Below are 23,363 nucleotides of genomic sequence, written 5' to 3' on the forward strand. Positions count from 1 at the left end.
CACCGTCGGCGCCGGCATCGTCGCCTCGATCATCAAGTAAGACTTGATCGAACGAAATTGAGAAGCCCCGCCGGAGCGATCCGGCGGGGCTTTTTTATTGGTGCGATTGAAATCCATGGAAAGCGAGCTTGACATCGGGAATGCTCAGCTTCAATGTAAAGTAAGCTTTACAGGGGGTGCGCTATGAAAAAATACCTGGGTCTGATGTTTGCAGGTCTCGCCGCATACATGCTGACGCTCTTCCTCGCCCAACGGCTTCTGGCCGGCGGTGTTGAGCCGGACTGGTTGCGCATCTCTCTCTCGATCGCGCCCATGCTGCCTGCGGCGGCGATATGCTGGATCGTGTTTCGTTCGATCGCCAGGCTCGATGAAATGCAGCGCAAATTGCAGCTGGAAGCACTGTCGCTCGCATTTGCCGGCACGGCGCTGATCACCTTCGGCTACGGGTTTCTGGAAGGCATTGGCATGCCGCGGCTTTCCATGTTCGTCGTCTGGCCGCTAATGGCGGTTTTGTGGGTGGCCGGTTTGGTGATCGGGCGGATTCGCTATCGATGAACAACCGTATCCAGGAGTTGCGGCGTGCCCGCGGCTGGTCGCAGGCGGATCTGGCCACGCGGCTTGAAGTCTCCCGTCAGACCGTCAACGCGCTTGAGCGCGGACGTTACGATCCGAGCCTGCCGCTCGCCTTCGCGATTGCGCGCCTGTTCGAACGCGCAATCGAGGACATATTCCTGCCGTAGGAATTCCCGGCCTCGGGGAAGCCAGAGCGTTACATCGGCTCCCCGACCTCGACAATGTGTCCGTCCGGATCATAGCAGCGAAACACCTTCTGGCCCCAGGCTTGGGTTTCGATGGGGTGGATTAGTTCCGTCTCTTGAGGCATCCGCGCAAACATCGCCTCAAGGTCGTCGGTTTCGAAATAGAGCACCAGATTGCCGCGACCGTACCGGCTTCGCGCGCCGGTGGGCGCGCCGAACATGGTGGTCTCCAGCGCGGGGCCGTTATGGAGCGCGAGGCCGTTTTCCAGTTGGACGAAATCGCCGTGGTCCTGCGCGATCGTCTGGCCGAGCAGGTCGCAATAAAAGGCGAGCGACCGTTTCATGTCGGAAACGAAGACGAGCGTATTGATGAAGACCGGTTTTGCCATGGCCTCAGCCGCCGCCCACGAGCAGCAGGGCGATCGGCAGCGTTATGATCGAGGCCACCGTCTGCACGGTGACGACGGCGGAATAGAGCCGGGCGTCGCCGCCGAGCTGGCGGGCGAGCACATAGCCGTTCATGGCGGTCGGAACGCTGGCGCCGAGCACCATGACGGTGAGCGTCATGCCGGTGATGCCGAAGGCCGTGGCAAGCGCGTAGGTGACCAGCGGAAACAGGATCAGCTTCAGCGCCGTCGGCAGCAGCACCATCGGCTTAGGCTTCAGCGCGTCGGCAATCACCAGCCCCGCGCCGACCAGAAGCAGGCCCATGCCGAGCGCCGCGCGGGCGAGCAGATCGAGGGCGGCATAGAGCGGGTCATAGATCGGTATGCCCAAGACATTGATGACGATCGAGACAAGTGCTGCGATAATCATCGGGTTGGTGACGACATTGCGCACCATCACCCTGATGTCGGTTTTTTCCTCCGAAAACGAGACCAGCACGAGAACGTTGATGATGTTGAGCGGCACGATCGTCGCCGTCATCATCAACGAGATCACCGCCATGCCCTCAAGACCCGCGAATTTGTCGGCGATCGCGAGCGCCACAAAGGCGTTCCAGCGCGTTGTCGTCTGGAATACCGAGGTGAAGGCCGGGCGGCCGAGGCCGGTGCGCCTCAGGATGGGCCAGAGCGCGATTGAAAGCGCGGTTATCGCGGCAACGGCCAGGAGCGCGACCCAGCCGATCCGGCCGGCTTCAAGCGAGGAGAAATCCGCGCGCGCCAGCGTGGTGACCAGAAGCGCGGGAAACAGCACATAATAGCCGAGCTGGTTGAGGCCGGACCAGAACGCCTCGCTGAACAGCGGAACGCGCTTCAACACCGCCCCGAAGGCGATGACGAGGAAGATCGGCAGGACGCTTTCGAAGATGATGAGCATGCGGATTCCCGGTTATCAATTGTGCCGCGGTTAACTTTGCCGCCGATCACTGCTTGCCAGATGGTTGCGGTTTCTGCCAGAGATAAGCGCGGAAGGGTAAAACAAATGCAGGAAGTCCGCGTGCGGCGTTATCAGGTGGCGATACTGGGCGTGTGTCTCGCATGCCTGCCGGTGGAACTCGCCGTCAGCGGCGCGATCCTGCTGGCGATCGCTTTCGTGGATTACATGTTCGACCCCAACCGCATGATGCGCGGCGATCTGGAGCCGATGCAGGAATAACCCGTCATTGCTGTCGGGCGATGGTCGCCATGCGGTCGAGCGCGCCCTGAAGAATGAACGAGGCGGCCGCCGAATCGATTCGTCCGGCGCGTTTCTGGCGCGAGACATCCATCTCCAGCAGCGCGCGTTCTGCGGCAACCGTCGACAGTCTCTCATCCCAGAAGCAGAACGGCAGAGCGGTCTTTTCTTCCATGCTGCGCACGAAGGCCCGGGTCGCCTGCACGCGCGGCCCGGCGCTGCCATCCATGTTCATCGGCAGGCCGATGACGAAACCGGCGATGCGCTCCTTCTCGGCAAAGGCTAGAAGCGTTTCGGCATCCCGGGTGAACTTGGTCCGCTTCAGCACCGGCCGCGGCGTGGCAAATCGGCGAGAGAGGTCGGAAACGGCAAGGCCGATGGTCTTGGTGCCGAGATCGAGCCCGGCAATGGCTGTGGCGGGACCAAGCGCTGCGGCCAGTTCTTCGATTGTATGGACTGTCATTATTTTCCTGGCGCCTTTTGCCGCGCTGTGATGGAAAATGGCGCGCGATCGCATTAGGTGTTGGAGGAACACTTAACGCCAGCAAGGAGGAAAAGCAAAATGAAGCTTACCTGGCTCGGGCATTCCGCGTTTCGTCTGGAAACCGCGAAGGCAACCATTCTCATCGACCCGTTCCTGACCGGCAACCCGTCGTTCAAGGGGCTCGATCGCGATGCCGCGGTCAAGGGCGTCACCCATATCCTGCTCACCCACGGCCATGGCGACCACCTCGGCGATACCGTTCCGATCGCCAAGGAGACCGGCGCCACCGTGCTCGCCAATGCCGACCTTGCCGCCTGGCTCGGCAAAAAGGGCGTTGAAAAGCTGGAGGCCGGCAATACCGGCGGCACGATCGATTTCGGAAACTTCACCGTCACCTTCACCAATGCCCTGCATTCCTCCGCCTTCATCACCGAGGATGGCGTTTCTCATGCGCTCGGCAATCCGAACGGGCTGATGCTGCATATCGATGACGAACCGACGACCTATCACATGGGCGATACCGACATCTTTGCCGACATGGCGCTGATCAACGAGTTGCACGCCCCGCAGGTGGGTCTGGTGCCGGTCGGCGACCGTTTCACCATGGGCGGCGCGGTGGCGGCGCTTGCCTGCCAGCGCTATTTCAATTTCGAGACGGTGCTGCCGATCCACTACGGCACATTCCCGATCATCGACCAGACGCCGGAGTCCTTCGTGACCGGCATGGCCTCGGGGCCGACGGAAGTGCTGACGCCGAAACCGGGCGAAACGGTCGAACTCTGATCAATTGCCCCGTTGCGAAGGGCGGTCCCGCCCTTTATAGCGTCAGGGACAGATTAGAACCGGAGAGCTTTCATGTCCGTAGACACCGCGACCGTAAAACGTGTTGCCAAGCTGGCCCGCATCGCCGTCGATGACGAAGCGGCCGAGCGCATGACCGGCGAGCTGAATGCGATTCTCGGTTTCGTCGAACAGCTTGGCGAGGTGAATGTCGAGGGCGTCGAGCCGATGACCTCGGTCATGCCGATGGCGATGAAGAAGCGCGAGGACGTCGTCACCGATGGCGACAAGGCCGATGATATCGTCGCCAACGCGCCCGAGACGGAACGCAATTTCTTCCTGGTGCCGAAGGTCGTCGAATAGACCCCACCACCTTCCCCAGCGACCCGCAACAAAGTGACGCATATGACCGAACTGACCAGCCTGACCATCGCCGAGGCCCGCGACAAGCTCAAGGGCAAGGAAATCACCGCGACCGAGCTGACGGCCGCCTATCTGAAGGCGATCGACACGCACAATGCCGCGTTCAACGCCTATGTCGCGGTTACCCACGACAAGGCGACGGCGATGGCCAAGGCCTCCGACCTGAAGCTGTCGCAGGGCACCGCCGGCGCGCTGGAGGGCATTCCGCTCGGCGTCAAGGACCTGTTCGGCACCCGTGACGTGCACACCCAGGCGGCATCCCACATTCTCGACGGGTTCAAGCCGAAATATGAATCGACCGTGACCCAGAACCTCTGGGATGATGGCGCGGTGATGCTCGGCAAGCTCAACATGGACGAGTTCGCCATGGGCTCCTCCAACGAGACCTCCCATTACGGGCCGGTGATCAACCCGTGGAAGGCCAAGGGTTCGAACATGGATTTGGTGCCGGGCGGCTCGTCGGGCGGGTCGGCGGCGGCCGTCGCGGCACATCTGTGCGCAGGCGCGACCGCGACCGATACCGGCGGCTCGATCCGCCAGCCGGCGGCGTTTACCGGCACGGTCGGCATCAAGCCCACCTATGGCCGCTGCTCGCGTTGGGGCGTGGTGGCATTCGCCTCCTCGCTTGATCAGGCCGGCCCGATCGCCCGTGATGTGCGCGACGCGGCGATCCTGCTGAAATCCATGGCGAGCGTCGATGACAAGGACACGACCTCGGTCGATCTGCCCGTGCCGGATTACGAAGCCGCCATCGGCCAGTCGGTCAAGGGCATGAAGATCGGCATTCCGAGGGAATACCGCGTCGACGGCATGCCGGAGGAAATCGAAAAGCTGTGGCAGCAGGGCATCGCCATCCTGAAGGATGCCGGCGCCGAGATCGTCGATATCTCGCTGCCGCACACCAAATACGCGCTGCCGGCCTATTACATCGTCGCGCCCGCCGAGGCCTCCTCCAACCTTGCCCGCTATGACGGCGTCAGATACGGGTTGCGCGTGGACGGCAAGGATATTGCCGACATGTATGAAAAGACGCGCGCCGCAGGTTTCGGCAAGGAAGTGCAGCGCCGCATCATGATCGGCACCTATGTGCTTTCCGCCGGCTATTACGATGCCTATTACCTGAAGGCCCAGAAGGTGCGCACGCTGATCAAGCGCGACTTCGAAAACGTGTTCGCCGAAGGCGTCGACACCATTCTGACGCCGGCCACCCCGTCGGCCGCCTTCGGCATCGCCGATCAGGACATGGCGAATGATCCGGTCAAGATGTATCTGAACGACATCTTCACGGTGACGGTCAACATGGCCGGCCTTCCCGGCATCTCCGTGCCCGCCGGCCTCAACCCCAAGGGCCTCCCCCTCGGCCTCCAGCTCATCGGCAAGCCGTTCGAGGAAGAAACCCTGTTCCGCACCGCCGCCGTGATGGAACAGGCAGCGGGCAGGTTCACGCCGGAGAAATGGTGGTAGTTTTCCGCCGGTTCGCCAAACCCGGCGGCGCGCGCTGCCGGGCTTCGGTTTTCTCACCGATCTGACGTTACCCTCGCCCTGAATCTGGGTCATTCTGCGGCATTCTCAAGACCTCTTTTTCCTGCCGCCTCCGGGTGTCATTTCCGCCATATTCAAAGGGCTCTTGCCGGCCAAAACTGATTTGGAAGGCAAGGTTTGAAAACGTTTTCTCTGGTGATGCTGGCAGGCCTCGTTGCGCTGTCGGCCTGTACGCCCGCGCTCTCGCCGCAGAACGAGACAGCCGCGATCGATCATTTCGTAAGCCCGCTGGAAGGCAAGTCGGAGGCCGACGGGGCTGCCGGCCCCGATGACCGGCTGCGTCTGTCCTATGCCGCGGACAAGCCCGCCCAGACATTGACGGCGGCCTCGAAGGCGCTGGACATGGTGCTGCAACTCGGCAGCAACAAGATCAGCGTCTATCGCTACCGTGACCCGGAAAGCGGGAAGGCCGGCTATTTCGATGGCGACGGCAACAGGCTGGGCCAATATCTGTTGCGCAATCCGGTGCCCGATGGCCGGGCGACATCCGGCTTCGGCCCGCGGCATCATCCGGTGCTCGGCTATTCGCGCATGCATTCGGGCGCGGACTGGGCGGCCCCCGTCGGCACGCCGATCTACGCCGCCGCCGACGGGACGGTGACCTTTGCCGGCTCCCATGGCGGCGACGGCAAGAGGATCGAGATTGATCACGGGCACGGCTACGAGACCAGCTACAGCCACCAGAGCAAGTTCGCCGCGGGCGTGGCGACGGGCAGCCATGTGGAGCAGGGTCAGCTGATCGGCTATGTCGGCAAGACCGGCCTCGTCACCGGCGCGCATCTGCACTACGAAGTCTCGATCAATGGCCGCAAGGTTGACCCGCGAAAGGTACACTTCATCCGCGAAGGCAGGCTTGAGGGTACGGCACTGGCCAAATTCAGGGACTATGTGGACGGGGACGACGACGCCTGACGATTGTTCCGGGCGTCGGCGGGGGGGGGCTGCAAGCATGAGCGACCTGCCTCGGCCTCACTCCGCCGGGCTGGTGATCAGCGCCGAGAGCTTTGCCGAGGCCTCGTTCAGCAGGCCGACATGACCGATCGCCTCTTCCAGCGACAGGCGCTGCAAGGGAGCGTGGAAGGAGAGCGAGGAGACCAAGCGGCCGAAGGCGTCGCGGATCGGCACGGCGACGGCGATCATGCCGTCCATGAACTCCTCGTTGTCGGTGGAATAGCCGTTCTTGCGGATGCGCTGGATTTCGGCCATGACCGCTTCGGGCGTGGTCATGGTGTTGGCGGCGCGCGGGGTCAGTTCGGCCGCGTTCAGATAGCCCTTCAGATGTTTGTCATCGAGCGAACTCAGATAGATCTTGCCGGCGGAGGTGCAGTAGAACGGCACCCGCGAACCCACGGGAAGCTGGATCCTCAGCGGCCATTTGGTCTCCACGCGCTCCAGATAGATCATCGCGTCGCGGTCCGGCAGCGAGATGTTGCAGGTCTCGTTGATCTGTTCGGCCAGCGCCGTGAGGATCGCCTGGCGGGCGGTGCGGATCCTGAGCGACGACATGATCCCCGCCGACATGATCCGAAGCCGGCTTCCGGGCGAATAGCCGCGACCGTCGATCTCGCGCTGGATGAAGCCCTCGGCCTCGAGCGTCGAAAACAGCCGGTGGATGGTCGGCTTCGGCAGGCCCAGCGCCTGGTTGACTTCCGTCGGCGTGACCGGCGCGCCCGCTTCGGCGAGCGCCTCCAGCACCATCAGCAGGCGAAGGTTGGTCGGTATCTGGCCGGTCTGATCATCCACTGGATTGCCACCATTTTTCATTATGAACTGATCGGGGCGGCGGATGCTCCGCCGTCCCGGGGGCTTACCTGTTCGGCAGTAGCATTGTGGAAAGCGAAGGCACAAGGGCCACCAGTATCCACACCGCGACAAGCGCCAGGATATAGGGGTAGATATAGCGCAGTATCCTGAAGTAGCTCACGCCGGTCACGCCCGCGGCAACGTAAAGGTTCAGCCCGTAGGGCGGGGTGATGAAGCCGATCGAGGCGCCGACCAGGAAGATCACCGCAAACTGGATCGGATCGACGCCGATCGAGGCTGCGATCGGCGCGAGGATCGGCGCCATGATGATCGTGGTCGGCAGGCTTTCAAGGACCATCCCGGTGACGAAGACGATCGCCATCGCGGTGAACAGCACCGGATAATACCCGCCCATGGAGCGCACGAAGCCGCCGATCGCGTCTTCCGCGCCCATGACCGACAGGATCTGCTGCATGACGACCGAGATCGCGATCAGCGGGGCCAGAATGCCGGTGATCTGGGCCGAGCGCAGCGTGATCTTCGGAATATCGATCGGGCTGAAGCCGCGCACCACCAGCATTTCGCCATAGCTGCGTTCGCTCGGCGGGCGATCTTCGCTCGGCGAACCCATCATCTTGTGCAGCGGCAGGCTGACGAAGCCGACGACGACGCAGAACGCGACCGTGACGGCGGCGGCCTCCGTCGGCGAGAATTTGCCGGTATAGATGCCCCACAGCACGATGCCGATGGCGAAGAAGCCCAGCCATGAGCCGAGGCCGGTCTTGAAGACCCGGGACGGCTGCAGCCGGATCAGATGGCCCCAGCCATTGATCGTGCAGATGACCCAGCAAAACGCCATCATCGCAAGGCCCATCAATATGCCGGGAATGATGCCGGCGACGAACAGTTCGGAGATCGGCAGGTTCATCAGGAAGCCGTAGACGATGAAGATGATCGACGGCGGAATGATGATGCCGAGCGTGCCGCCGGCCGCGGCCGTCGCCGCGGAGAAGCGCTCGTCATAGCCGCCCTTCTTCATTTCCGGATGTAGCATCGAGCCGATCGTGGCGGTGGTCGCCGAGTTGGAGCCGGAGATCGCCGCAAACAGCCCGCAGGCGCCGATTGCCGCCATGGCGAGCCCGCCGCGCAGCCAGCCAAGGCATGAATAGGCGAAATCCGACATGCGCCGCGCGATGCCCGACTGGTTGATCAGGTCGCCGGTGAGGATGAACAGCGGCATGGCAAGCAGCGCGAAGCCATCGGTGAAGACATCGGAAAGCGCGGAGCCGAGATTGTCGAGCGGCAGGCCGAGCAGCAGGCTCATGCCGATGACCCAGATGCCGATGACCAGCAGCACCGGAACGCCGAGCAGGAAGACGCCGGTTGCGCCGAGCGAGATAAGGGTGATCCAGAGAGAATCAGACATCAAAGGCTCCTCAGTCGCCGAATTGGGTCGTGGCGGAAATCAGCGGCGCGCCGTCCCGGTAGTTCTGGTAGTCGATCGCGAGATTCTCGAAGGCGCGTCCGGCCATCAGCAGGAAGCTGACCGGAACGGAGGTGAGAAGCCACCATTGCAGCACATTGTCGGTGCCGAGCAGGATCTGGAAATTGGCGGCGGAATTGAACACCACCCGCGTCGAGGTGACGATGACCACCCAGGAAAACAACAGCCAGAGCGCGGCGTCCAGCACGAGGCAGGCGAACTGCCCGGCGCGCGGCATCATGGCCCGGAACTCGGCGAAACTCAGATGGTTGCGGAACTTCATGTTATAGGCGCAGCCCGCCCAGGTCATGAACAGGAACAGGAACGGGGGCAGGGTGGTCGACCACGGTTCCTGAACGGAAAACACGAAGCGGCGGAAGACTTCCACCGAGAGAATTGTGGCGATCAGGAGGTAGGACCAGATCATCACCGTCTTTTCGAGATGCCGTTCGAGGAAGGGCAGGCGGGCGTAGATGAACGCCACCAGCAGGCCGCCCACAATCGTCACGACCAGACCGACGAGCCATGCGCCATCGGAACGCATCGCCTCGCTGATCGTCCATGAATCCCAGCTTCCGATCGCCGCAACGATCGACCAGGCGCCGCCAAACAACGAATCCATCGTCATTCTCCTCCCAAAATGCGGGCATGATTACCTACAGCCGGCATTTCTCCTCGAAATGCCGGCCGCAATCTTGTTTCAGCGGGTCAGATCAGCTCTTCCACCAGCGGCGCGGCTCGACGTTTTCCGGCTTCATGTCGGCGGGCACCTGCCGTGCGATGGCGCTGATCTCGGTGTAGGTGTCGATGCCGCCGGCCCAGTTGTTGAGGCGCTCGCGCCACTGTTCCCACGGTTCCGGATTGTATTCCGGCGAGCACATTTCCTCGGCCATCTTGATCTGGTCGTCGGCGAGAAAGGCCGGGCGGACATTGTTGTCGGCGAACACCGTATTGGGAAGCTGCGGATCGGAGAAGCCGACCGTCTTCACGAGTGCGGCCTCGTTCGCGCCCTGGATCACGGCCTGGGTGAAGTAAGAGGATTCCATCACCGCATCCTGAACTTCGGGCTCGAAACTGTCGAACACCTTGGCATTCATCGAGGTATGCTCGGTGCCGCAGAAGAATTTGAGATCCACCGATTGCGAGACCACCGGCGCCATGTTGGCGTAGGCCACCGCAGATGCCCAGGTTTCCGCGCCATCGATCAGGCCCTGCTTCAGCCCGTCCAGCGTTTCCTCCCAGGCGATCGGAACCGGGTTGAGGTTCAGGAGCTGCATGGCGATGCGGCCGAGCTGGGTGCCGGTCACCCGGTTCTTGGTGCCGAACAGTTCCTCGAGCTTTGTGATGGTCGGCTTGTCGGAATATTTCAGCCCGAGCTGGATGCCGCGCAGTTCGCAATGGGTGAACAGGAACTTCAGCCCGTGCCGCTTTTCCAGCGGGTCGCGCAGGATGCGCTGCGATTCGGGGCTGTAGAAGAAATGATACTGCGAGGCGCGGCCCGGGAACATATAGGCGTAATCGAGCACGTTCAGATAAGGCGCGCCGCCGGCCGAATTCTGGGTCGAGGCGGTGTAGATATCGACAATGCCGAGCTGGGTCTTTTCGACGCAGTTGAGCTGGCCGCAGATCTGGTTGTCGCCGATGAACTCGACGCGGACCAGCCCGTTGGTGCGCTCTTCCAGGTCGCGGGCGAATTCCAGGCAGCCGACGCGTTCGATCAGCGTGTTCTGGGCATTAAAGCCGGCCGCGCCGTATTTCAGCGTGTATTTCGGTTCGTTGCCGAAGCGTTTTTCGTATGTGGATTCAACGGCCTTTGCCAGACTCGGTAGTGTGACGACCCCCGCCATCGAGCTTGCCGCCAGCAGCGTCGAGCTCAATCCGAAACGTCCCGATAATTTGAAAAGATCGCGGCGCGATATGTTGCGCAGCTTTTCGTCCAGTCCTGTCATTTTCTTCCCTCCCTGTCGAAAAATGAGACTTGCGGTATCGAAATCAATCATATATCGAATGCCCTTGCAAGATACTTTCGTCGCTTCGGCGGCAAATTCAGGGCTTGAGGGGGGCTCATGGAGCGGCTGGAAGCAGACTATGTGATCGTCGGCGCGGGCTCCGCCGGCTGCGTCATCGCCAACCGGCTGAGCGCCGATCCGAATGTCAGCGTCGTGCTGCTGGAGGCGGGCCCGGCGGATCGCAATCCGTGGATTCACATTCCGGTCGGCTATTTCAAGACGATGCACAATCCGACGGTGGACTGGTGCTACAAGACCGAACCGGACCCCGGCCTCAACGGCCGTTCGCTCGACTGGCCGCGCGGCAAGGTGCTCGGCGGCTCCTCCTCCCTCAACGGGCTGCTTTACGTGCGCGGTCAGTCGAGCGACTACGACCGCTGGGCGCAGATGGGCAATCGCGGCTGGAGCTGGGAGGACGTGCTGCCGCTGTTCAAGCGCTCGGAAAACCAGGAGCGCGGGGCCGACCAATTTCACGGCGCAGAAGGCGAGCTGTCGGTCTCCAACATGCGGCTGCAGCGCCCGATCTGCGATGCCTGGGTGGCGGCCGCCACCGCGGCGGGCTACCCGTTCAATCCGGACTATAACGGCGAGACCCAGGAGGGCGTCGGCTATTTCCAGCTCACCGCCCGCAAGGGCCGGCGCTGCAGCGCCGCCGTCGCCTTCCTCAATCCGGTCAAGAACCGGCCCAACCTGAAGATCGTCACCGGCGCGCTGGTGAAGAAGGTCGAGATCGAGAACGGCCGCGCCACCGGCGTCAGCTATCTGGCGCATGGCAGAAGCGAGGCACTGGTGACCTGCCGGCGTGAGGTGATCCTGTCGTCGGGCACGATCAACTCGCCGCAACTGCTGATGCTGTCGGGTATCGGCGACGGTGCGCAACTGAAGGACAACGGCATCGAGGTCGTCCATCACGCGCCGGATGTCGGGCGCAACCTTCAGGATCATCTTCAGGCCCGTCTGGTGTTCAAGTGCAACGAGCCGACGTTGAACGACGAGGTCCGCTCGCTGTTCAACCAGGCCCGGATCGCGCTGAAATACGCGATGTTCCGCGCCGGGCCGATGGCGATGGCGGCAAGCCTTGCCACCGGCTTCATGCGCACCGGCGACCATGTGGCAACGCCGGATATCCAGTTCCACGTCCAGCCATGGTCGGCCGATAATCCCGGCGAGGGCGTCCATCCGTTTTCCGCCTTCACCATGTCGGTCTGCCAACTCAGGCCCGAAAGCCGGGGCGAGATCGTGCTCAACGGTCCGGATCCGCGCAGCTATCCGAAGATTTTTCCGCATTACCTGTCGACCGAGACCGATCGGCGCACCATTGTCGAGGGCGTGAAGATCGCCCGGAAAATTGCGCGCCATGCGCCGCTCAAGTCCAAGATCGCCGAGGAGTTCAGGCCCACGGCCGATCTTGCCATGGATGATTACGAGGGCACGCTCGACTGGGCGCGCAATTACACCGCCTCGATCTATCACCCGACCGGCACGTGCCGCATGGGCCAGGATGAGCGCGCGGTCGTGGACGAGCGTCTCAGGGTGCGCGGCATTGCCGGCCTTCGCGTCGCCGATTGTTCGATTATGCCGGAGATCGTTTCCGGCAACACCAATGCGCCGGCGATCATGATCGGCGAGAAATGCAGCGATCTCGTGCGCGAGGACAACCGGCAGATCGCCTGACACCGAACACCAAATTTCTAGAGGAGACTACCCATGAAAATGACCACCGAAGAGGCTTTCGTCAAAGTTCTTCAGATGCATGGCATCGAACACGCCTTCGGGATTATCGGCTCGGCCATGATGCCGATTTCAGACCTGTTTCCGCAGGCCGGAATCGAGTTCTGGGACTGTGCCCATGAATGCAATGCCGGGATGATGGCCGATGGCTACAGCCGAGCCACCGGCAAGATGTCGATGGTCGTTGCCCAGAACGGCCCAGGCATCACCTCGCTGGTCACGCCCGTCAAGACCGCTTACTGGAACCATACCCCGCTTCTGGTTGTCACCCCGCAGGCCGCCAACAAGACCATCGGGCAGGGCGGCTTCCAGGAAGTCGAGCAGATGGCGTTGTTCAAGGACATGGTTGCCTATCAGGAAGAAGTGCGCGACGCCTCGCGCATCGCCGAAGTGCTGAACCGCGTGATCCTGAAGGCCAAGCGCGCCTGCGGTCCGGCCCAGATCAACATTCCGCGCGATTTCTGGACCCAGGTCATCGATATCGAACTGCCGGCCATCGTCGAATTCGAACGACCGGCCGGCGGGGAGCAGGCGATTGACCGCGCCGCCAAGCTTCTCAGCGAAGCGAAATTCCCGGTGATCCTCAACGGCGCGGGCGTCGTTCTGGGCGGCGCGATCGAGGCGTCCAGGGCGCTTGCCGAACGGCTGGATGCGCCGGTTTGCGTCGGCTATCAGCACAATGACGCCTTTCCCGGCAACCATCCGCTGTTTGCCGGTCCGCTCGGCTATAACGGTTCGAAGGCGGCGATGGAGCTGATTGCCAAGGCCGATGTCGTGCTGGCGCTCGGCACCCGTCTCAACCCGTTCTCGACGCTGCCGGGCTACGGCATCGACTACTGGCCGAAGGACGCGGCGATCATTCAGGTCGACATCAATCCGGACCGCATCGGCCTCACCAAGCCGGTCACCGTCGGCATTGTCGGCGATTCGCAGAAGGTCGCGACCGGCATTCTCGACCGGCTTGCCGGAAACGCGGGCGATATCGATCGCGACGACCGCAAGGCGCTGATCGCGAAGACCAAATCGGCCTGGGCGCAGGAACTGACCTCGCTTGACCACGAGGAAGACGATGAGGGCACGACGTGGAACGAACGCGCCCGTGATCGGGAACCGGATCGGATGAGCCCGCGCATGGCGTGGCGCGCGATCCAGAAGACGCTGCCGAAGGATGCGATCATCACGTCGGATATCGGCAATAACTGCGCGATCGGCAATGCCTATCCGACCTTCGAGGAGGGCCGCAAATATCTGGCGCCCGGCCTGTTCGGCCCCTGCGGCTACGGCTTCCCGGCGATCGTCGGTGCCAAGATCGGTCAGCCGGATACCCCGGTTGTCGGCTTTGCCGGCGACGGCGCCTTCGGCATTTCCATGAACGAGATGGTGTCGCTGAAGCGCGACAACTGGCCGGCGATCACCATGGTGATTTTCCGCAACTACCAGTGGGGCGCGGAAAAGCGCAACACCACGCTGTGGTTCGACGATAATTTCGTGGGCACCGAACTCTCGCTCGATGTCCGCTATGCCGATATCGCCAAGGCCTGCGGCGTCGAGGGCGTTCAGGTGACCTCGATGGAACAGCTTTCCACGGAGCTCGACAAGGCCGTCGAGCGCCAGATGAAGGAAAGGAAGACGACCTTCATCGAGGTGGTGCTGAACCAGGAACTGGGCGAGCCCTTCCGCCGCGACGCGATGAAGAAGCCGGTCTCGGTCGCCGGCATCAACCGGGCGGACATGCGCAAACAGGCGGTTTGATCCAACAAGAGAGGCAATGGCGGGGGCAAGCCTTCCCGCCATTGCCTATTGAAAATCAGGCGGCGGGCGACCTTGCCAATCGTCGTCGAAACGCTTTTTATGGACCCGTCGTCCCGATCAGCGCAATCAGACCCGCAGGGTGAGAACATGAACCAGCTAGAGAAAATTTTCGCCAACGCAAAGCGCCTGAACAAGATGATCATTCTGCCCGAATCGAATGACCGGCGCGTGCTGGAGGCGGCCTGCAAGGCAGCCGAGATGGGCGTGGCCCGCATCATTCTGGTTGGCGAAAAAAGCGATATCGACAAGCTCTGCGCCGAGATCGGTATAACCTGCCCTGAAGCCATAGAGGTGGTCGCTCCGGAGAGCTCAGACCTCCTGCCCGAACTCTCGAAGCTCTATTTCACGCTGCGCAAGCACAAGGGTGTTACCGAGGAGGATGCCGACAAGGCCGCGCGCAATCCTTATGTTTTCGCGGCCCTGATGGTGAAGGCCGGGCATGCGGACGGCACGGTCTCTGGCGCGGCATGTTCGACCGCCGATGTGGTTCGCACCGCGATCCAGGTGATCGGGGCTGCTCCCGGCACCCGCCTCGTTTCCAGCTTCTTCCTGATGATGCTGGAGGCCGACCACCACGCCAAGAAGGGCGCCTTTCTGTTTTCCGATTGCGGGCTGGTGATCGATCCGGACGCGGCGGAACTCAGCAAGATCGCAATCGCCGCCGCCGGTTCCTATTCCATGCTCACCGGCGACACGCCGCGCGTGGCTATGCTGTCCTTCGCCACCCGCGGCAGCGCCTCCCATCCCATGGTCGACAAGGTTGAACAGGCCGTGAAGCTGGTGCGGCTCAACCGTCCGGATCTCGCGGTCGATGGCGCGCTGCAGTTCGATGCCGCCTTCGTTCCCGAAATCGCCAAATCCAAGGGGGCTGCCGAGCCGCTCGGCGGGGAAGCCAATATCTTCATCTTTCCCGATCTGCAGGCCGGCAATATCGGCTACAAGATTGCCCAGCGCATCGGCGGCGCCTCGGCCATCGGCCCGGTGCTGCAGGGGCTCGACAAGCCGGCCAATGATCTCTCGCGCGGCTGCTCGGCTGAGGACGTGCTGGACATGATCGCGGTGACCGCCTGCCAGGCGGGTGCGCAGCAATGAGACGATCACGAGGGCAAGCTGTCGCCCCTCATCCCGGCATGAGGTGAGGGCGCATGCCCGACCTTGCCATATCCTTTCCGGTTTTCGCCGGCTTTGCCGCTTGTCTGGCGATGGGCGCTTTCCTGCGCGGTCTGGCCGGTTTCGGCATGGCGCTGGTCGCGATGCCGTTTCTGGTGCTGCTGGTGCCGCCGGCCGATGCCGTGCTCGCCGTGCTGGTGGTGCAGATCACGCTGACCCTGATCGACCTGCCGGAATGCATCGGCCATGCCGATCGCCGCGCCGTCGGCCTGCTCACGCTCGCGGCCTTTTTTGGAACGCCGGTGGGGCTGCTGTTCATTTCCATCGTGCCGCTCTGGCTGGCGCAGATCGTGATCGGCACGATCACCGCCGGGGCTGCGGCTGCGCTGTTCTTCAGGTTTTCCCTCGGGCCTCGGCCGGGCGCGGTCTCCACCACGGCGGTCGGGTTTTTCGCCGGCCTGTTCAGCGGTCTTGCCGCGGCGCCCGGTCCGCCGGTCGTGGCCTATTTTCTGGCGCGCGAGGTGCCGGCGCGCACCAAGCGCGCCTCGATGATCATCCTGTTCGCGATCCTTGCCGTGTTCGCTCTGGCGACGGCGGCCTTCAAAGGCGCGCTTCACCTCCACGTCGTCCTGCTCGGGCTCTTTTCCGCGCCGCTATGCGCCGGCGGCTCCGCGCTCGGCGCTTATTTCTTCCGGCGCGGGTCCGAGACCAGCTATCGCAACGTGGCGCTTCTGGCGATGGTATGCTCGGCGCTGTTTGCAATCGTTCTTGGATTGGACGGGATTTTACGCGGATAGGCGATATCTGTCGGTCAGACAGCCATCAGAGGGCTTTTTTCTCGTCGCTAGCAGGCCGTTCAAGCCTGTCATGTTCGAACAGTCCCGGATACGCCACGCCAACTTTCGCCTGGAGGCCGCACCACCAGTGTCGGTTGGCTGGGCAGTTGATCGGATGCTCCAGATCAGGCATGCCATTTACCCGCTTCTTGCCCGGGTTCTGACGCGCGAATGTTATAAGCGGTCCGAGAAAGAAGGAGCGCGTTGTCAGGAATGGGCGGTTGGACCAGCTGACGCAGTCGGAATGCGTGAGGTAAAATTCGTCTTCCAGCTTTTGAATGAAGCGGTTGCCCTTCGCAATTGTGCCGGGCATGGCGAGGGATTCATGGACGCGCAGTCGCGCCGCCTGCGGACGCAGATAAGCGCGGAGCTTCTTCCGCAGCGGCTCCTCGCTTTTCCAATAGCGCAGAAAGCGTTTCGACACTCTGTTGGGGCGGCCGGAAACTTGAAAGACATCCATCTCGTGCTGGTCGAACAGGATGATCGCGCGTCTCAGGAGGGCCGGAGCCTTCTCCTTGTCGACGAAGACATTGTCGCTCTCCACGATCAGGATACGTTCGGTTTCAAGGCTTTCCGCGCAGCGGGCCAGCCCTTCCTGAATGCCGAGATTGCTTTCGGTCGCGACCGGAACGAACCCGAACTTACGGGCGATATCCATTTCCTCCGGACTGCCTTCCTGGCAGATCACCTTGCGCTCTGAAAACAGGTCGCTGACAGGCGCCAGGGAATGCAGGGTTCGTTCCAGCGTTCTCGGAGACTTCCACGTCAGAACGGAAAGCCCGACTTTCGGGAAATCGCTTCTGGATGTGTCCGAATGAGACGACATTGATATAGCTCTCGGTGAGGAGCGTGTGAACCGGGGCGGGGCGACCAACAATCAGGACATTGCACGCAGACGGTCTGCGTACAATGCCTTTCTGCTAATAGCCCAAGGGGCTCACCGCCACAGAACTTCCAGAATCTCGTAGGCGCGGGCTCCGCCCGGCGCGTTCACCTCAATCGAATCGCCGACTTCCTTGCCGATCAGGGCGCGCGAGATCGGAGACGAAATCGAGATACGGCCTTCCTTCACATCGGCTTCGAGATCGCCGACGATCTGGTAAATCTTCTCTTCCTCGGTGTCCTCGTCCACGAGCTTGACCGTCGCGCCGAAACGGACCTTGTCGCCCGACATCTTGGCGGGATCGAAGATCTCCGCGCGGGTGGTTACGTCCTCAAGCTCGCCGATGCGGCCCTCATTGTAGCTCTGGGCTTCCTTGGCGGCGTGGTATTCGGCGTTTTCGGAAAGGTCGCCATGGGCGCGCGCTTCCGCGATTGCCTGGATGATCCGGGGACGTTCCTCCTGCTGGCGCCAGCGCAGCTCCTCGCTGAGCTTGGCAGCCCCGATCTTGGTCATCGGTACTTTTTCGACCATATTACTGTCCTTTGGTCTGTCGTTCGACGCGGCGGAAACGGGCTCCGTCGCGTCCGTGCATGTTCTTCGTTTTCGTGGGGCGAACAGCCGTTCACTTGGGAAGTTCCCGGCCGATTTGCAACACAAAAAGAAACAGGTTCCGAAGCGTGACCCCGGAACCAGTTTCATAGCTAACGGGCCTTATAACAGATGCGGCGGCGCGAATTCCAGACAAATCGTCTCACCCCTCCAGCCACGGCGATCGGGAGCGGCGCGGCCGGGGCTGTGGAAGAGGCGGTTCAGTGTCCTTCCACGGGGCGCGGCGGCTCTTTGCGATAGACCCAGTTTGCGGAAAATGACAGGGCGAGCAGGGCGAACACGGCAACAAGCGCGCAGGCAGCGAAGCTTGCGCAATAGGCGTCGCGCGCAGCAATGAGCCAGGGGGCGTTGCTGATGCCAAGCTCACGGGCGGCATCCACAGCGCCGGCGAGCGTCTGGCCGGTGTCGAAGGCGGCGGATGGCGGCAGGGCGGAAAGATCGACCGGCTGCATGGCGAAGCGGTATATTACGGTCGCGAGGCTTCCCAAGAGACCGACGCCGAGCGCACCGCCGAACTCGGCGCAGGTCTCCGACATCGCCGAGGCGACCCCGCCGCGTTCCGGCGGCGCCGAGCCGATGATCAGCCCGGTCGTTGTCAGGATCGCGGGAATGAAGCCGAGGCCGAGAACGACATTGGCGATCAGCATGCCGGCAAGGCTCTGGTAATAGGCGGCAATACCGATGGCCGCGGCGCCGACCGCGTTGATCACCAGACCTGTGATGACCGTCGGGATCGGGCCGAGGCGGTTGGTTACCCGCCACGCCTGCAGCGACATGACGGTGAAGAACACACCGGGCAGGGCGCTCCACAGCGCTGCCTCCAGCGGGCTCATGCCCAGCACGAGCTGGAAAAACTGGGCCTGCAGCAGGAAGATCGAGAACATGAAGAACACGACCGCCATATTGACCAGCATAGAGACCGTAAAGGCCGGCCGGCGGAACAGTCTGAGGTCGATCAGCGGCTCGGGAATACGGTTCTGCCTGCGGACAAACAGGATGCCGAAGGCAATGCCGGCCGCAACCGGCAGCAGGTCGGTTGCGTGAAAGCCATGGGCGGCGATCTGCTTGAAGCCGTAAATCACCGGCAGCACGGTTGCCAGTGACAGGAAAACGCTTGTCAGATCGAGCCGCGGGCTCTCCCCTGAACGGTATTCCGGCAGCAGAAAGGGACCGCTTGCCAGAAGGGCCAGCATGATCGGTACGTTGACCAGAAAAACCGAGCCCCAGTGAAAGAAATGAAGCAGCACCCCGCCGATCAGCGGCCCGACGAGGCCGCCGAGCGCAAAGGCCGTGCCCCAGACGCCGATCGCGCGGTTGCGTTCGCTCTCGTCGCGAAACATGTTCATGATCAAGGACAGTGTCGAGGGCGCGACCGTGGCGCCGGCAATGCCCAGCAGCGCGCGGGCGAAGATCAGCATGTCCGCCGTCTGGGCCATGGCGGCGAAGATCGAGGTCAGGGCGAAAGCCGCCGCGCCGATCAGGAGCAGCTTGCGCCGGCCGATGCGGTCGCCAAGCGCGCCCATCGTCACCAGGAAGCCCGCGACCATGAAGCCGTAGATATCGTTCATCCACAGAAGCTGCGGCGCGGACGGCTCCAGTTCGCGCACGATCGAGGGGATGGCGAGGAACAGCACCGAAAGGTCCATCGAATAGACCAGACAGGCGACAGAAAGGACCACGAGGCCCACCCATTCGCGGCGGGTCGCCTTGACGGTTTCGGTCATGGGGTATGCTCCGGATTCGGCACAAGTTTGCGAAGTGCTGCACGCGTTACCCCAAAACGCGGACGCATCCCAGCATTTTGCGATTCGCGCACCCAATTAGGAGCCGATTCCACGAGATCGGCTGCAATGAAAAATGCGCCGGTCGTCCGGCGCATTTGAGGTCGGAATGGCGTTGATCCTCAGCGTTTCATGGAGACGAGGCAGAAGAATGCGCCCTGCGGATCCAGAAACTGGGCGACGACCGCGCCGTCCGGAACGTCCATCGGACCGTTGAGCAACTGCCCGCCGCCGGCCTTCACCCGCTCGATCGCGGCATTGAGGCCATCGACCTGGAAATAGTAGCTCCAGGCCGGCGTGGGCATGCCGTCGGGCATCCGCATCATGCCGCCGAGATCGTCGTTATCGCCGGCGAAGAGGTGATATTTGCCCATCGGGCCCATATCGACCTCTTGCGTCGGCTTCCAGCCGAACATCTTGCCGTAGAAGGTGACGGCGGCCTGGGGATCGCTTGTGTAGAGTTCGCTCCACGCCACGGTTCCGGTCGTGCCTTTCGGCGGAAACTCCGGCATGCCGTTTTCAGGTGCGATCGGCGTGAAGACGCTGATTGCCGCGCCCTGCGGATCGCTCACCACCGCAAACCGGCCGACCCCCTGAATGTCGTGCGGCGCCATCAGCACATCGCCGCCCGCTGCCTTGAATTCGGCGGCCTTGGCGTCAACATCCTCGACATGGACATAGCCCATCCAGTGCGGCGGAATGTCCTGCGCGCACATGTCCTCGGTCAGTTCCATCAGACCGCAGACATGGCTCTCATAGCCTTCGATGCCGAGCAGCGTGTAGGCCACATCGGGATGGCCGGCATCCTGAGCCTTCCAGCCGACGACATCCTGATAGAAGGCCTTCGCGGCCTCGGCATCCGTCGTCATCAGATCGTACCAGATAAATTCGCTCGCCATGTGTTTTCTCCCTGTCGCCGGAAACCGGTGCTGTGTGGTCTGTTGTTTAAGTTGATATCAACCTATAATATCCTGGTCAAGCCTATAGTGGCATCCGGATCGTAGCGGCTGATCATGACAAGAGCAGGACTTTAAGCGAACGGCCTCAACCGGCATTGCCAAGTTTCGAGGCCCGCGCTAGATTTTCTTATAGTGGACCTTCGCGCCGATGGCGTCGTGCGCAGGGGAAGGCCGCGATCACCATGATAATGGTCCTGCACGCCCGGACGTTTGAGCGCTTGTAAAGAGGCGCTTCGAACCGGGCAGGGGAGCAATCCGTCCGGTTCAGCGGATGAGGATTGACCCATGAACGAACTGGCCACGCGCCCTGAGAATTTCGTTTGCGAGAATGGCGACAAGGCGCCGCTGCCCTTCAGCCAGGCGGAATATGACCGCCGTCTTGCGCTTCTGCGCGCGACGATGGAGGCACGCGGCATTACCGCCGTGCTGTTCACCTCCATGCACAACATTGCCTATTATTCCGGCTTTCTCTACTGCGCCTTCGGCCGGCCCTTCGGCTGCGTGGTGACCGCTGAGCGCTGCACCACGATCTCCGCCAATATCGATGCCGGCCAGCCCTGGCGGCGCAGCCATGGCGACAACATCATCTATACCGACTGGAAGCGTGACAATTTCTGGCGCACGGCGGCCGGTGCTCTCAAGGGGCATGCCCGGATCGGCATCGAGGGCGACCACATGACCCTCGCCGCCCGCTCCGCGCTTGAAACCGCGATCGGCGCTGCGGAAATCGTCGATATCGCGGCCGATGTCATGGCGCTGCGCATGATCAAGTCCGCCGAGGAGATCGCGTTGATCCGCGAAGGGGCCCGCATCGCCGATATCGGCGGCGCGGCGATCCGGAATGCGATCTGTGAGGGCGCGCGCGAGGTCGATATCGCCATGGCCGGGCGTGATGCGATGGAGCTTGCCATCGCCGAAGCCTTTCCGGATGCGGAATATCGCGACACCTGGGTCTGGTTCCAGTCGGGGCTGAACACCGACGGCGCGCATAATCCGTTGACCGCGCGGCGTCTTCGGCAGGGCGATATCCTCAGCCTCAACGCCTTCCCGATGATCTCCGGTTACTACACCGCGCTGGAACGCACGTTGTTTCTCGGTGCGCCGGATGCAGCGTCGCTGAAGCTATGGGAGACGAACGTCGCCGCCCATGAACTCGGTATGTCGCTCATCCGTCCGGGCATCTCGTGCGCCGCGATCTGCGCCGAGGTCAACCGGTTCTTCGCCGAGGCCGGCGTGCTGCAATACCGCTCCTTCGGCTACGGCCATTCCTTCGGCCTGCTCAGCCATTATTATGGCCGCGAGGCAGGGCTCGAACTGCGCGAGGATATCGAGACCGTGCTTGCGCCCGGCATGGTGATTTCGATGGAGCCGATGCTGTTCGTGCCGGAGGGCACGCCGGGCGCCGGCGGCTACCGCGAGCACGACATTCTGGTCGTGGGCGAGGACGGCGCCGAGAACATCACCGGTTTTCCCTATGGCCCGGCGCACAACATCGTCGGCGCCTGATCAGGCGTTGTTCTGAAGCCGCTGAAGGTAGGCGTCGAACTTTGCAAGCGTCTGCTTTCCGCCATCAACGGCGCCGAAATCTATGGTCGCGTCGCGAGCCTCGACCGTTTCGAAGATCAGGATCAACGAAACGCGGGTTTTTCCGCCTTCGTCCTCGAGCAGGATCAGGCCCCGGAAATGGGCGGGCTCGCCGAGTTCGCCGCCATGGTCGTAGGCAATGCGGGCCGGAGGGGTGATCTCCGTGTAGCGGATCCAGTTGGGCCAGTCCTTGCCGTCGGGACCGTGCATCGTGTAGTGCCACAACCCGCCGACGGAAAAGTCCATGGCGTGGGTCTCGTTGACGAACCCTTCCGGCCCCCACCACTGGTCGAGGTGCTTTTCATCGGAAAGCGCCTTGAACACCAGTTCGCGCGGGGCGTCCATTATGCGCTCCAGACGGATGATTTTTGCGGGATCAAGTTCAGCGGTCATCGTTTTCTCCCTTTAGAAACTGTGCAAGGCGGTCGAGATTCTGGTCGTTGGCGGCCTTGAGGAAGTGGGCCATGGCCTGGTTTTCCTCGGTCGGCTCGAATTCCATTACCCAGACAAGGCGGCTTCCGCCGGCGTGATCCTCGAACCGCATTTCCAGCACGAAATCATGCACCGGCAGATGATGGCGGGCGCGGACCATGCGCCCGTCCTCGATCGCCAGAAAACTCCAGTGGTTGTCGAATTCATCGCCGTTCGAGGCGGTCATGACGATCCGCCAGCGGCCGCCGGGGCGAAAATCGAACGCCGTGATGCGGTTTTCGAACCCGTGCGGCCCCCACCAGCGTGCGAGCTTTGCCGGATCGGCCACCGCGGAAAACAGCGTATCGCGGTCCTGCGGAAAGTGTCTTTCGTTGTGGATTTCGAGGCTTGCGCTGGGCTTTTCCTCGCTCATTGCGTTTCCTCCTTCTGGATTTTCGCGAGATGGGCTTCCAGCCGGTCGAGCCGCTGTTCCCACAGCGCCCGGTAGTCCGAAAGCCAGCCATCGACCGCCTTCAGCGTCTCCGGCTCTATCCGGCAGGGCCGGGTCTGCGCCTCCCGGCCGCGGGAGATCAGCCCGGCGCGCTCCAGCACCTTCAGATGCTTGGAGACCGCCGGCAGCGACATGGCGAACGGTTCAGCCAGTTCATTCACCGTCGCTTCGCCCTTGGACAACCGGGCAAGGATCGCGCGGCGGGTCGGATCGGCGAGGGCGGAGAGCGTCTGGGTCAGCGGATCGGACATCTTTTGTTTATCCCATCGGTTAATTAACCTATTGGATAAATAAAGG

The 23,363-nt window shown here is 62.4% G+C and carries 26 protein-coding genes; 12 read left to right on the plus strand and 14 right to left on the minus strand.

Annotation, left to right across the window (positions count from 1 at the left end; translation table 11 throughout):
- Positions 1 to 183 precede the first annotated feature (183 nt).
- Positions 184 to 555, plus strand: a complete 372-nt coding sequence (locus K7H91_RS13725; RefSeq protein WP_230720837.1) for a hypothetical protein — start codon at positions 184 to 186, stop codon at positions 553 to 555.
- Entirely contained in the window at positions 552 to 740 is a 189-nt protein-coding gene (locus tag K7H91_RS13730; RefSeq protein WP_230720838.1) for a helix-turn-helix transcriptional regulator, read from the plus strand. The genes K7H91_RS13725 and K7H91_RS13730 overlap by 4 nt, the downstream gene beginning before the upstream one ends.
- A 29-nt stretch (positions 741 to 769) precedes the next feature.
- On the opposite strand, the gene K7H91_RS13735 is transcribed toward K7H91_RS13730, so the two are convergent.
- Both K7H91_RS13735 and K7H91_RS13740 read right to left on the minus strand, forming a co-directional pair.
- A complete protein-coding gene (locus K7H91_RS13735) occupies positions 770 to 1,147 on the minus strand; it encodes a VOC family protein (protein WP_230720839.1) in 378 nt (125 codons plus the stop codon).
- Between the two features lie 4 nt (positions 1,148 to 1,151).
- The gene (locus tag K7H91_RS13740; RefSeq protein WP_230720840.1) at positions 1,152 to 2,078 is read right to left on the minus strand and encodes an AEC family transporter; all 927 of its coding nucleotides are present in this window, start codon (positions 2,076 to 2,078) and stop codon (positions 1,152 to 1,154) included.
- A gap of 105 nt (positions 2,079 to 2,183) precedes the next feature.
- Between K7H91_RS13740 and K7H91_RS13745 the strand changes: the two genes are divergently transcribed.
- Positions 2,184 to 2,357 carry a hypothetical protein gene (locus K7H91_RS13745; RefSeq protein ID WP_230720841.1) on the plus strand — a complete coding sequence of 58 codons (174 nt, stop codon included), beginning with the start codon at positions 2,184 to 2,186 and terminating at the stop codon, positions 2,355 to 2,357.
- A gap of 4 nt (positions 2,358 to 2,361) precedes the next feature.
- On the opposite strand, the gene ruvX is transcribed toward K7H91_RS13745, so the two are convergent.
- Positions 2,362 to 2,838, minus strand: a complete 477-nt coding sequence (gene ruvX, locus K7H91_RS13750) for a Holliday junction resolvase RuvX (protein ID WP_230720842.1) — start codon at positions 2,836 to 2,838, stop codon at positions 2,362 to 2,364.
- Positions 2,839 to 2,937: 99 nt separating this feature from the next.
- Here ruvX and K7H91_RS13755 point away from each other — a divergent pair, with 99 nt between their 5' ends.
- The 4 genes from K7H91_RS13755 to K7H91_RS13770 all read left to right on the plus strand — a co-directional run bounded on the left by K7H91_RS13755 (position 2,938) and on the right by K7H91_RS13770 (position 6,516).
- Positions 2,938 to 3,642: a metal-dependent hydrolase gene (locus K7H91_RS13755; RefSeq protein ID WP_230720843.1), complete on the plus strand. Its 705-nt coding sequence runs from the start codon at positions 2,938 to 2,940 to the stop codon at positions 3,640 to 3,642.
- Between the two features lie 72 nt (positions 3,643 to 3,714).
- Positions 3,715 to 4,002 (plus strand): Asp-tRNA(Asn)/Glu-tRNA(Gln) amidotransferase subunit GatC, encoded by a 288-nt coding sequence (gene gatC / locus K7H91_RS13760; RefSeq protein WP_230720844.1) that lies wholly within the window; start codon positions 3,715 to 3,717, stop codon positions 4,000 to 4,002.
- Between the two features lie 42 nt (positions 4,003 to 4,044).
- Complete coding sequence (gene gatA / locus K7H91_RS13765; protein WP_230720845.1) at positions 4,045 to 5,526, plus strand: Asp-tRNA(Asn)/Glu-tRNA(Gln) amidotransferase subunit GatA; 1,482 nt, start codon at positions 4,045 to 4,047, stop codon at positions 5,524 to 5,526.
- A 195-nt stretch (positions 5,527 to 5,721) separates the two neighbouring features.
- Positions 5,722 to 6,516: a M23 family metallopeptidase gene (locus tag K7H91_RS13770; protein ID WP_230720846.1), complete on the plus strand. Its 795-nt coding sequence runs from the start codon at positions 5,722 to 5,724 to the stop codon at positions 6,514 to 6,516.
- 57 nt (positions 6,517 to 6,573) lie between these two features.
- Here K7H91_RS13770 and K7H91_RS13775 read toward each other — a convergent pair whose 3' ends face one another.
- The 4 genes from K7H91_RS13775 to K7H91_RS13790 all read right to left on the minus strand — a co-directional run bounded on the left by K7H91_RS13775 (position 6,574) and on the right by K7H91_RS13790 (position 10,779).
- The gene (locus tag K7H91_RS13775) at positions 6,574 to 7,347 is read right to left on the minus strand and encodes an IclR family transcriptional regulator (protein WP_230720847.1); all 774 of its coding nucleotides are present in this window, start codon (positions 7,345 to 7,347) and stop codon (positions 6,574 to 6,576) included.
- A 64-nt stretch (positions 7,348 to 7,411) separates the two neighbouring features.
- Positions 7,412 to 8,773, minus strand: coding sequence for a TRAP transporter large permease (locus tag K7H91_RS13780; RefSeq protein ID WP_230720848.1), 1,362 nt, complete (start codon positions 8,771 to 8,773; stop codon positions 7,412 to 7,414).
- 10 nt (positions 8,774 to 8,783) lie between these two features.
- Positions 8,784 to 9,452 (minus strand): TRAP transporter small permease, encoded by a 669-nt coding sequence (locus K7H91_RS13785; RefSeq protein WP_230720849.1) that lies wholly within the window; start codon positions 9,450 to 9,452, stop codon positions 8,784 to 8,786.
- A 91-nt stretch (positions 9,453 to 9,543) separates the two neighbouring features.
- Positions 9,544 to 10,779: a TRAP transporter substrate-binding protein gene (locus tag K7H91_RS13790; protein WP_230720850.1), complete on the minus strand. Its 1,236-nt coding sequence runs from the start codon at positions 10,777 to 10,779 to the stop codon at positions 9,544 to 9,546.
- A 117-nt stretch (positions 10,780 to 10,896) separates the two neighbouring features.
- Between K7H91_RS13790 and K7H91_RS13795 the strand changes: the two genes are divergently transcribed.
- The 4 genes from K7H91_RS13795 (at position 10,897) to K7H91_RS13810 (ending at position 16,289) form a co-directional block, all read left to right on the plus strand.
- On the plus strand, positions 10,897 to 12,513 hold the full coding sequence (locus K7H91_RS13795; protein ID WP_230720851.1) for a GMC family oxidoreductase: 1,617 nt from the start codon (positions 10,897 to 10,899) through the stop codon (positions 12,511 to 12,513).
- Between the two features lie 33 nt (positions 12,514 to 12,546).
- Complete coding sequence (gene xsc / locus K7H91_RS13800; protein ID WP_230720852.1) at positions 12,547 to 14,322, plus strand: sulfoacetaldehyde acetyltransferase; 1,776 nt, start codon at positions 12,547 to 12,549, stop codon at positions 14,320 to 14,322.
- A gap of 147 nt (positions 14,323 to 14,469) precedes the next feature.
- A complete protein-coding gene (gene pta, locus K7H91_RS13805) occupies positions 14,470 to 15,474 on the plus strand; it encodes a phosphate acetyltransferase (RefSeq protein WP_230720853.1) in 1,005 nt (334 codons plus the stop codon).
- A gap of 53 nt (positions 15,475 to 15,527) precedes the next feature.
- Positions 15,528 to 16,289, plus strand: coding sequence for a sulfite exporter TauE/SafE family protein (locus tag K7H91_RS13810; protein WP_230720854.1), 762 nt, complete (start codon positions 15,528 to 15,530; stop codon positions 16,287 to 16,289).
- Between the two features lie 25 nt (positions 16,290 to 16,314).
- Here the strand turns inward: K7H91_RS13810 and K7H91_RS13815 are convergent, their stop codons facing one another.
- The 4 genes from K7H91_RS13815 to K7H91_RS13830 form a co-directional block, all read right to left on the minus strand.
- Positions 16,315 to 17,154, minus strand: coding sequence for a hypothetical protein (locus K7H91_RS13815; protein ID WP_230720855.1), 840 nt, complete (start codon positions 17,152 to 17,154; stop codon positions 16,315 to 16,317).
- Positions 17,155 to 17,265: 111 nt separating this feature from the next.
- Positions 17,266 to 17,742 (minus strand): transcription elongation factor GreA, encoded by a 477-nt coding sequence (gene greA, locus K7H91_RS13820; protein ID WP_230720856.1) that lies wholly within the window; start codon positions 17,740 to 17,742, stop codon positions 17,266 to 17,268.
- A gap of 278 nt (positions 17,743 to 18,020) precedes the next feature.
- On the minus strand, positions 18,021 to 19,544 hold the full coding sequence (locus tag K7H91_RS13825) for an MFS transporter (protein WP_230720857.1): 1,524 nt from the start codon (positions 19,542 to 19,544) through the stop codon (positions 18,021 to 18,023).
- Positions 19,545 to 19,723: 179 nt separating this feature from the next.
- Positions 19,724 to 20,500 carry a VOC family protein gene (locus K7H91_RS13830; RefSeq protein ID WP_230720858.1) on the minus strand — a complete coding sequence of 259 codons (777 nt, stop codon included), beginning with the start codon at positions 20,498 to 20,500 and terminating at the stop codon, positions 19,724 to 19,726.
- A 345-nt stretch (positions 20,501 to 20,845) separates the two neighbouring features.
- Here K7H91_RS13830 and K7H91_RS13835 point away from each other — a divergent pair, with 345 nt between their 5' ends.
- The gene (locus K7H91_RS13835) at positions 20,846 to 22,066 is read left to right on the plus strand and encodes an aminopeptidase P family protein (protein ID WP_230720859.1); all 1,221 of its coding nucleotides are present in this window, start codon (positions 20,846 to 20,848) and stop codon (positions 22,064 to 22,066) included.
- On the opposite strand, the gene K7H91_RS13840 is transcribed toward K7H91_RS13835, so the two are convergent.
- The 3 genes from K7H91_RS13840 to K7H91_RS13850 are packed head-to-tail and all read right to left on the minus strand — an operon-like array spanning position 22,067 to position 23,317.
- Positions 22,067 to 22,537, minus strand: a complete 471-nt coding sequence (locus tag K7H91_RS13840) for an SRPBCC family protein (protein WP_230720860.1) — start codon at positions 22,535 to 22,537, stop codon at positions 22,067 to 22,069.
- Positions 22,527 to 22,988 (minus strand): SRPBCC domain-containing protein, encoded by a 462-nt coding sequence (locus K7H91_RS13845; RefSeq protein WP_230720861.1) that lies wholly within the window; start codon positions 22,986 to 22,988, stop codon positions 22,527 to 22,529. The genes K7H91_RS13840 and K7H91_RS13845 overlap by 11 nt, the downstream gene beginning before the upstream one ends.
- On the minus strand, positions 22,985 to 23,317 hold the full coding sequence (locus tag K7H91_RS13850) for an ArsR/SmtB family transcription factor (RefSeq protein WP_230720862.1): 333 nt from the start codon (positions 23,315 to 23,317) through the stop codon (positions 22,985 to 22,987). Before K7H91_RS13850 ends, K7H91_RS13845 begins: the two co-directional genes overlap by 4 nt.
- Between the last annotated feature and the right edge of the window lie 46 nt (positions 23,318 to 23,363).

Origin of the sequence: Martelella mediterranea (genome assembly GCF_021021415.1) — a bacterium.
GTDB lineage: Bacteria > Pseudomonadota > Alphaproteobacteria > Rhizobiales > Rhizobiaceae > Martelella > Martelella mediterranea_C.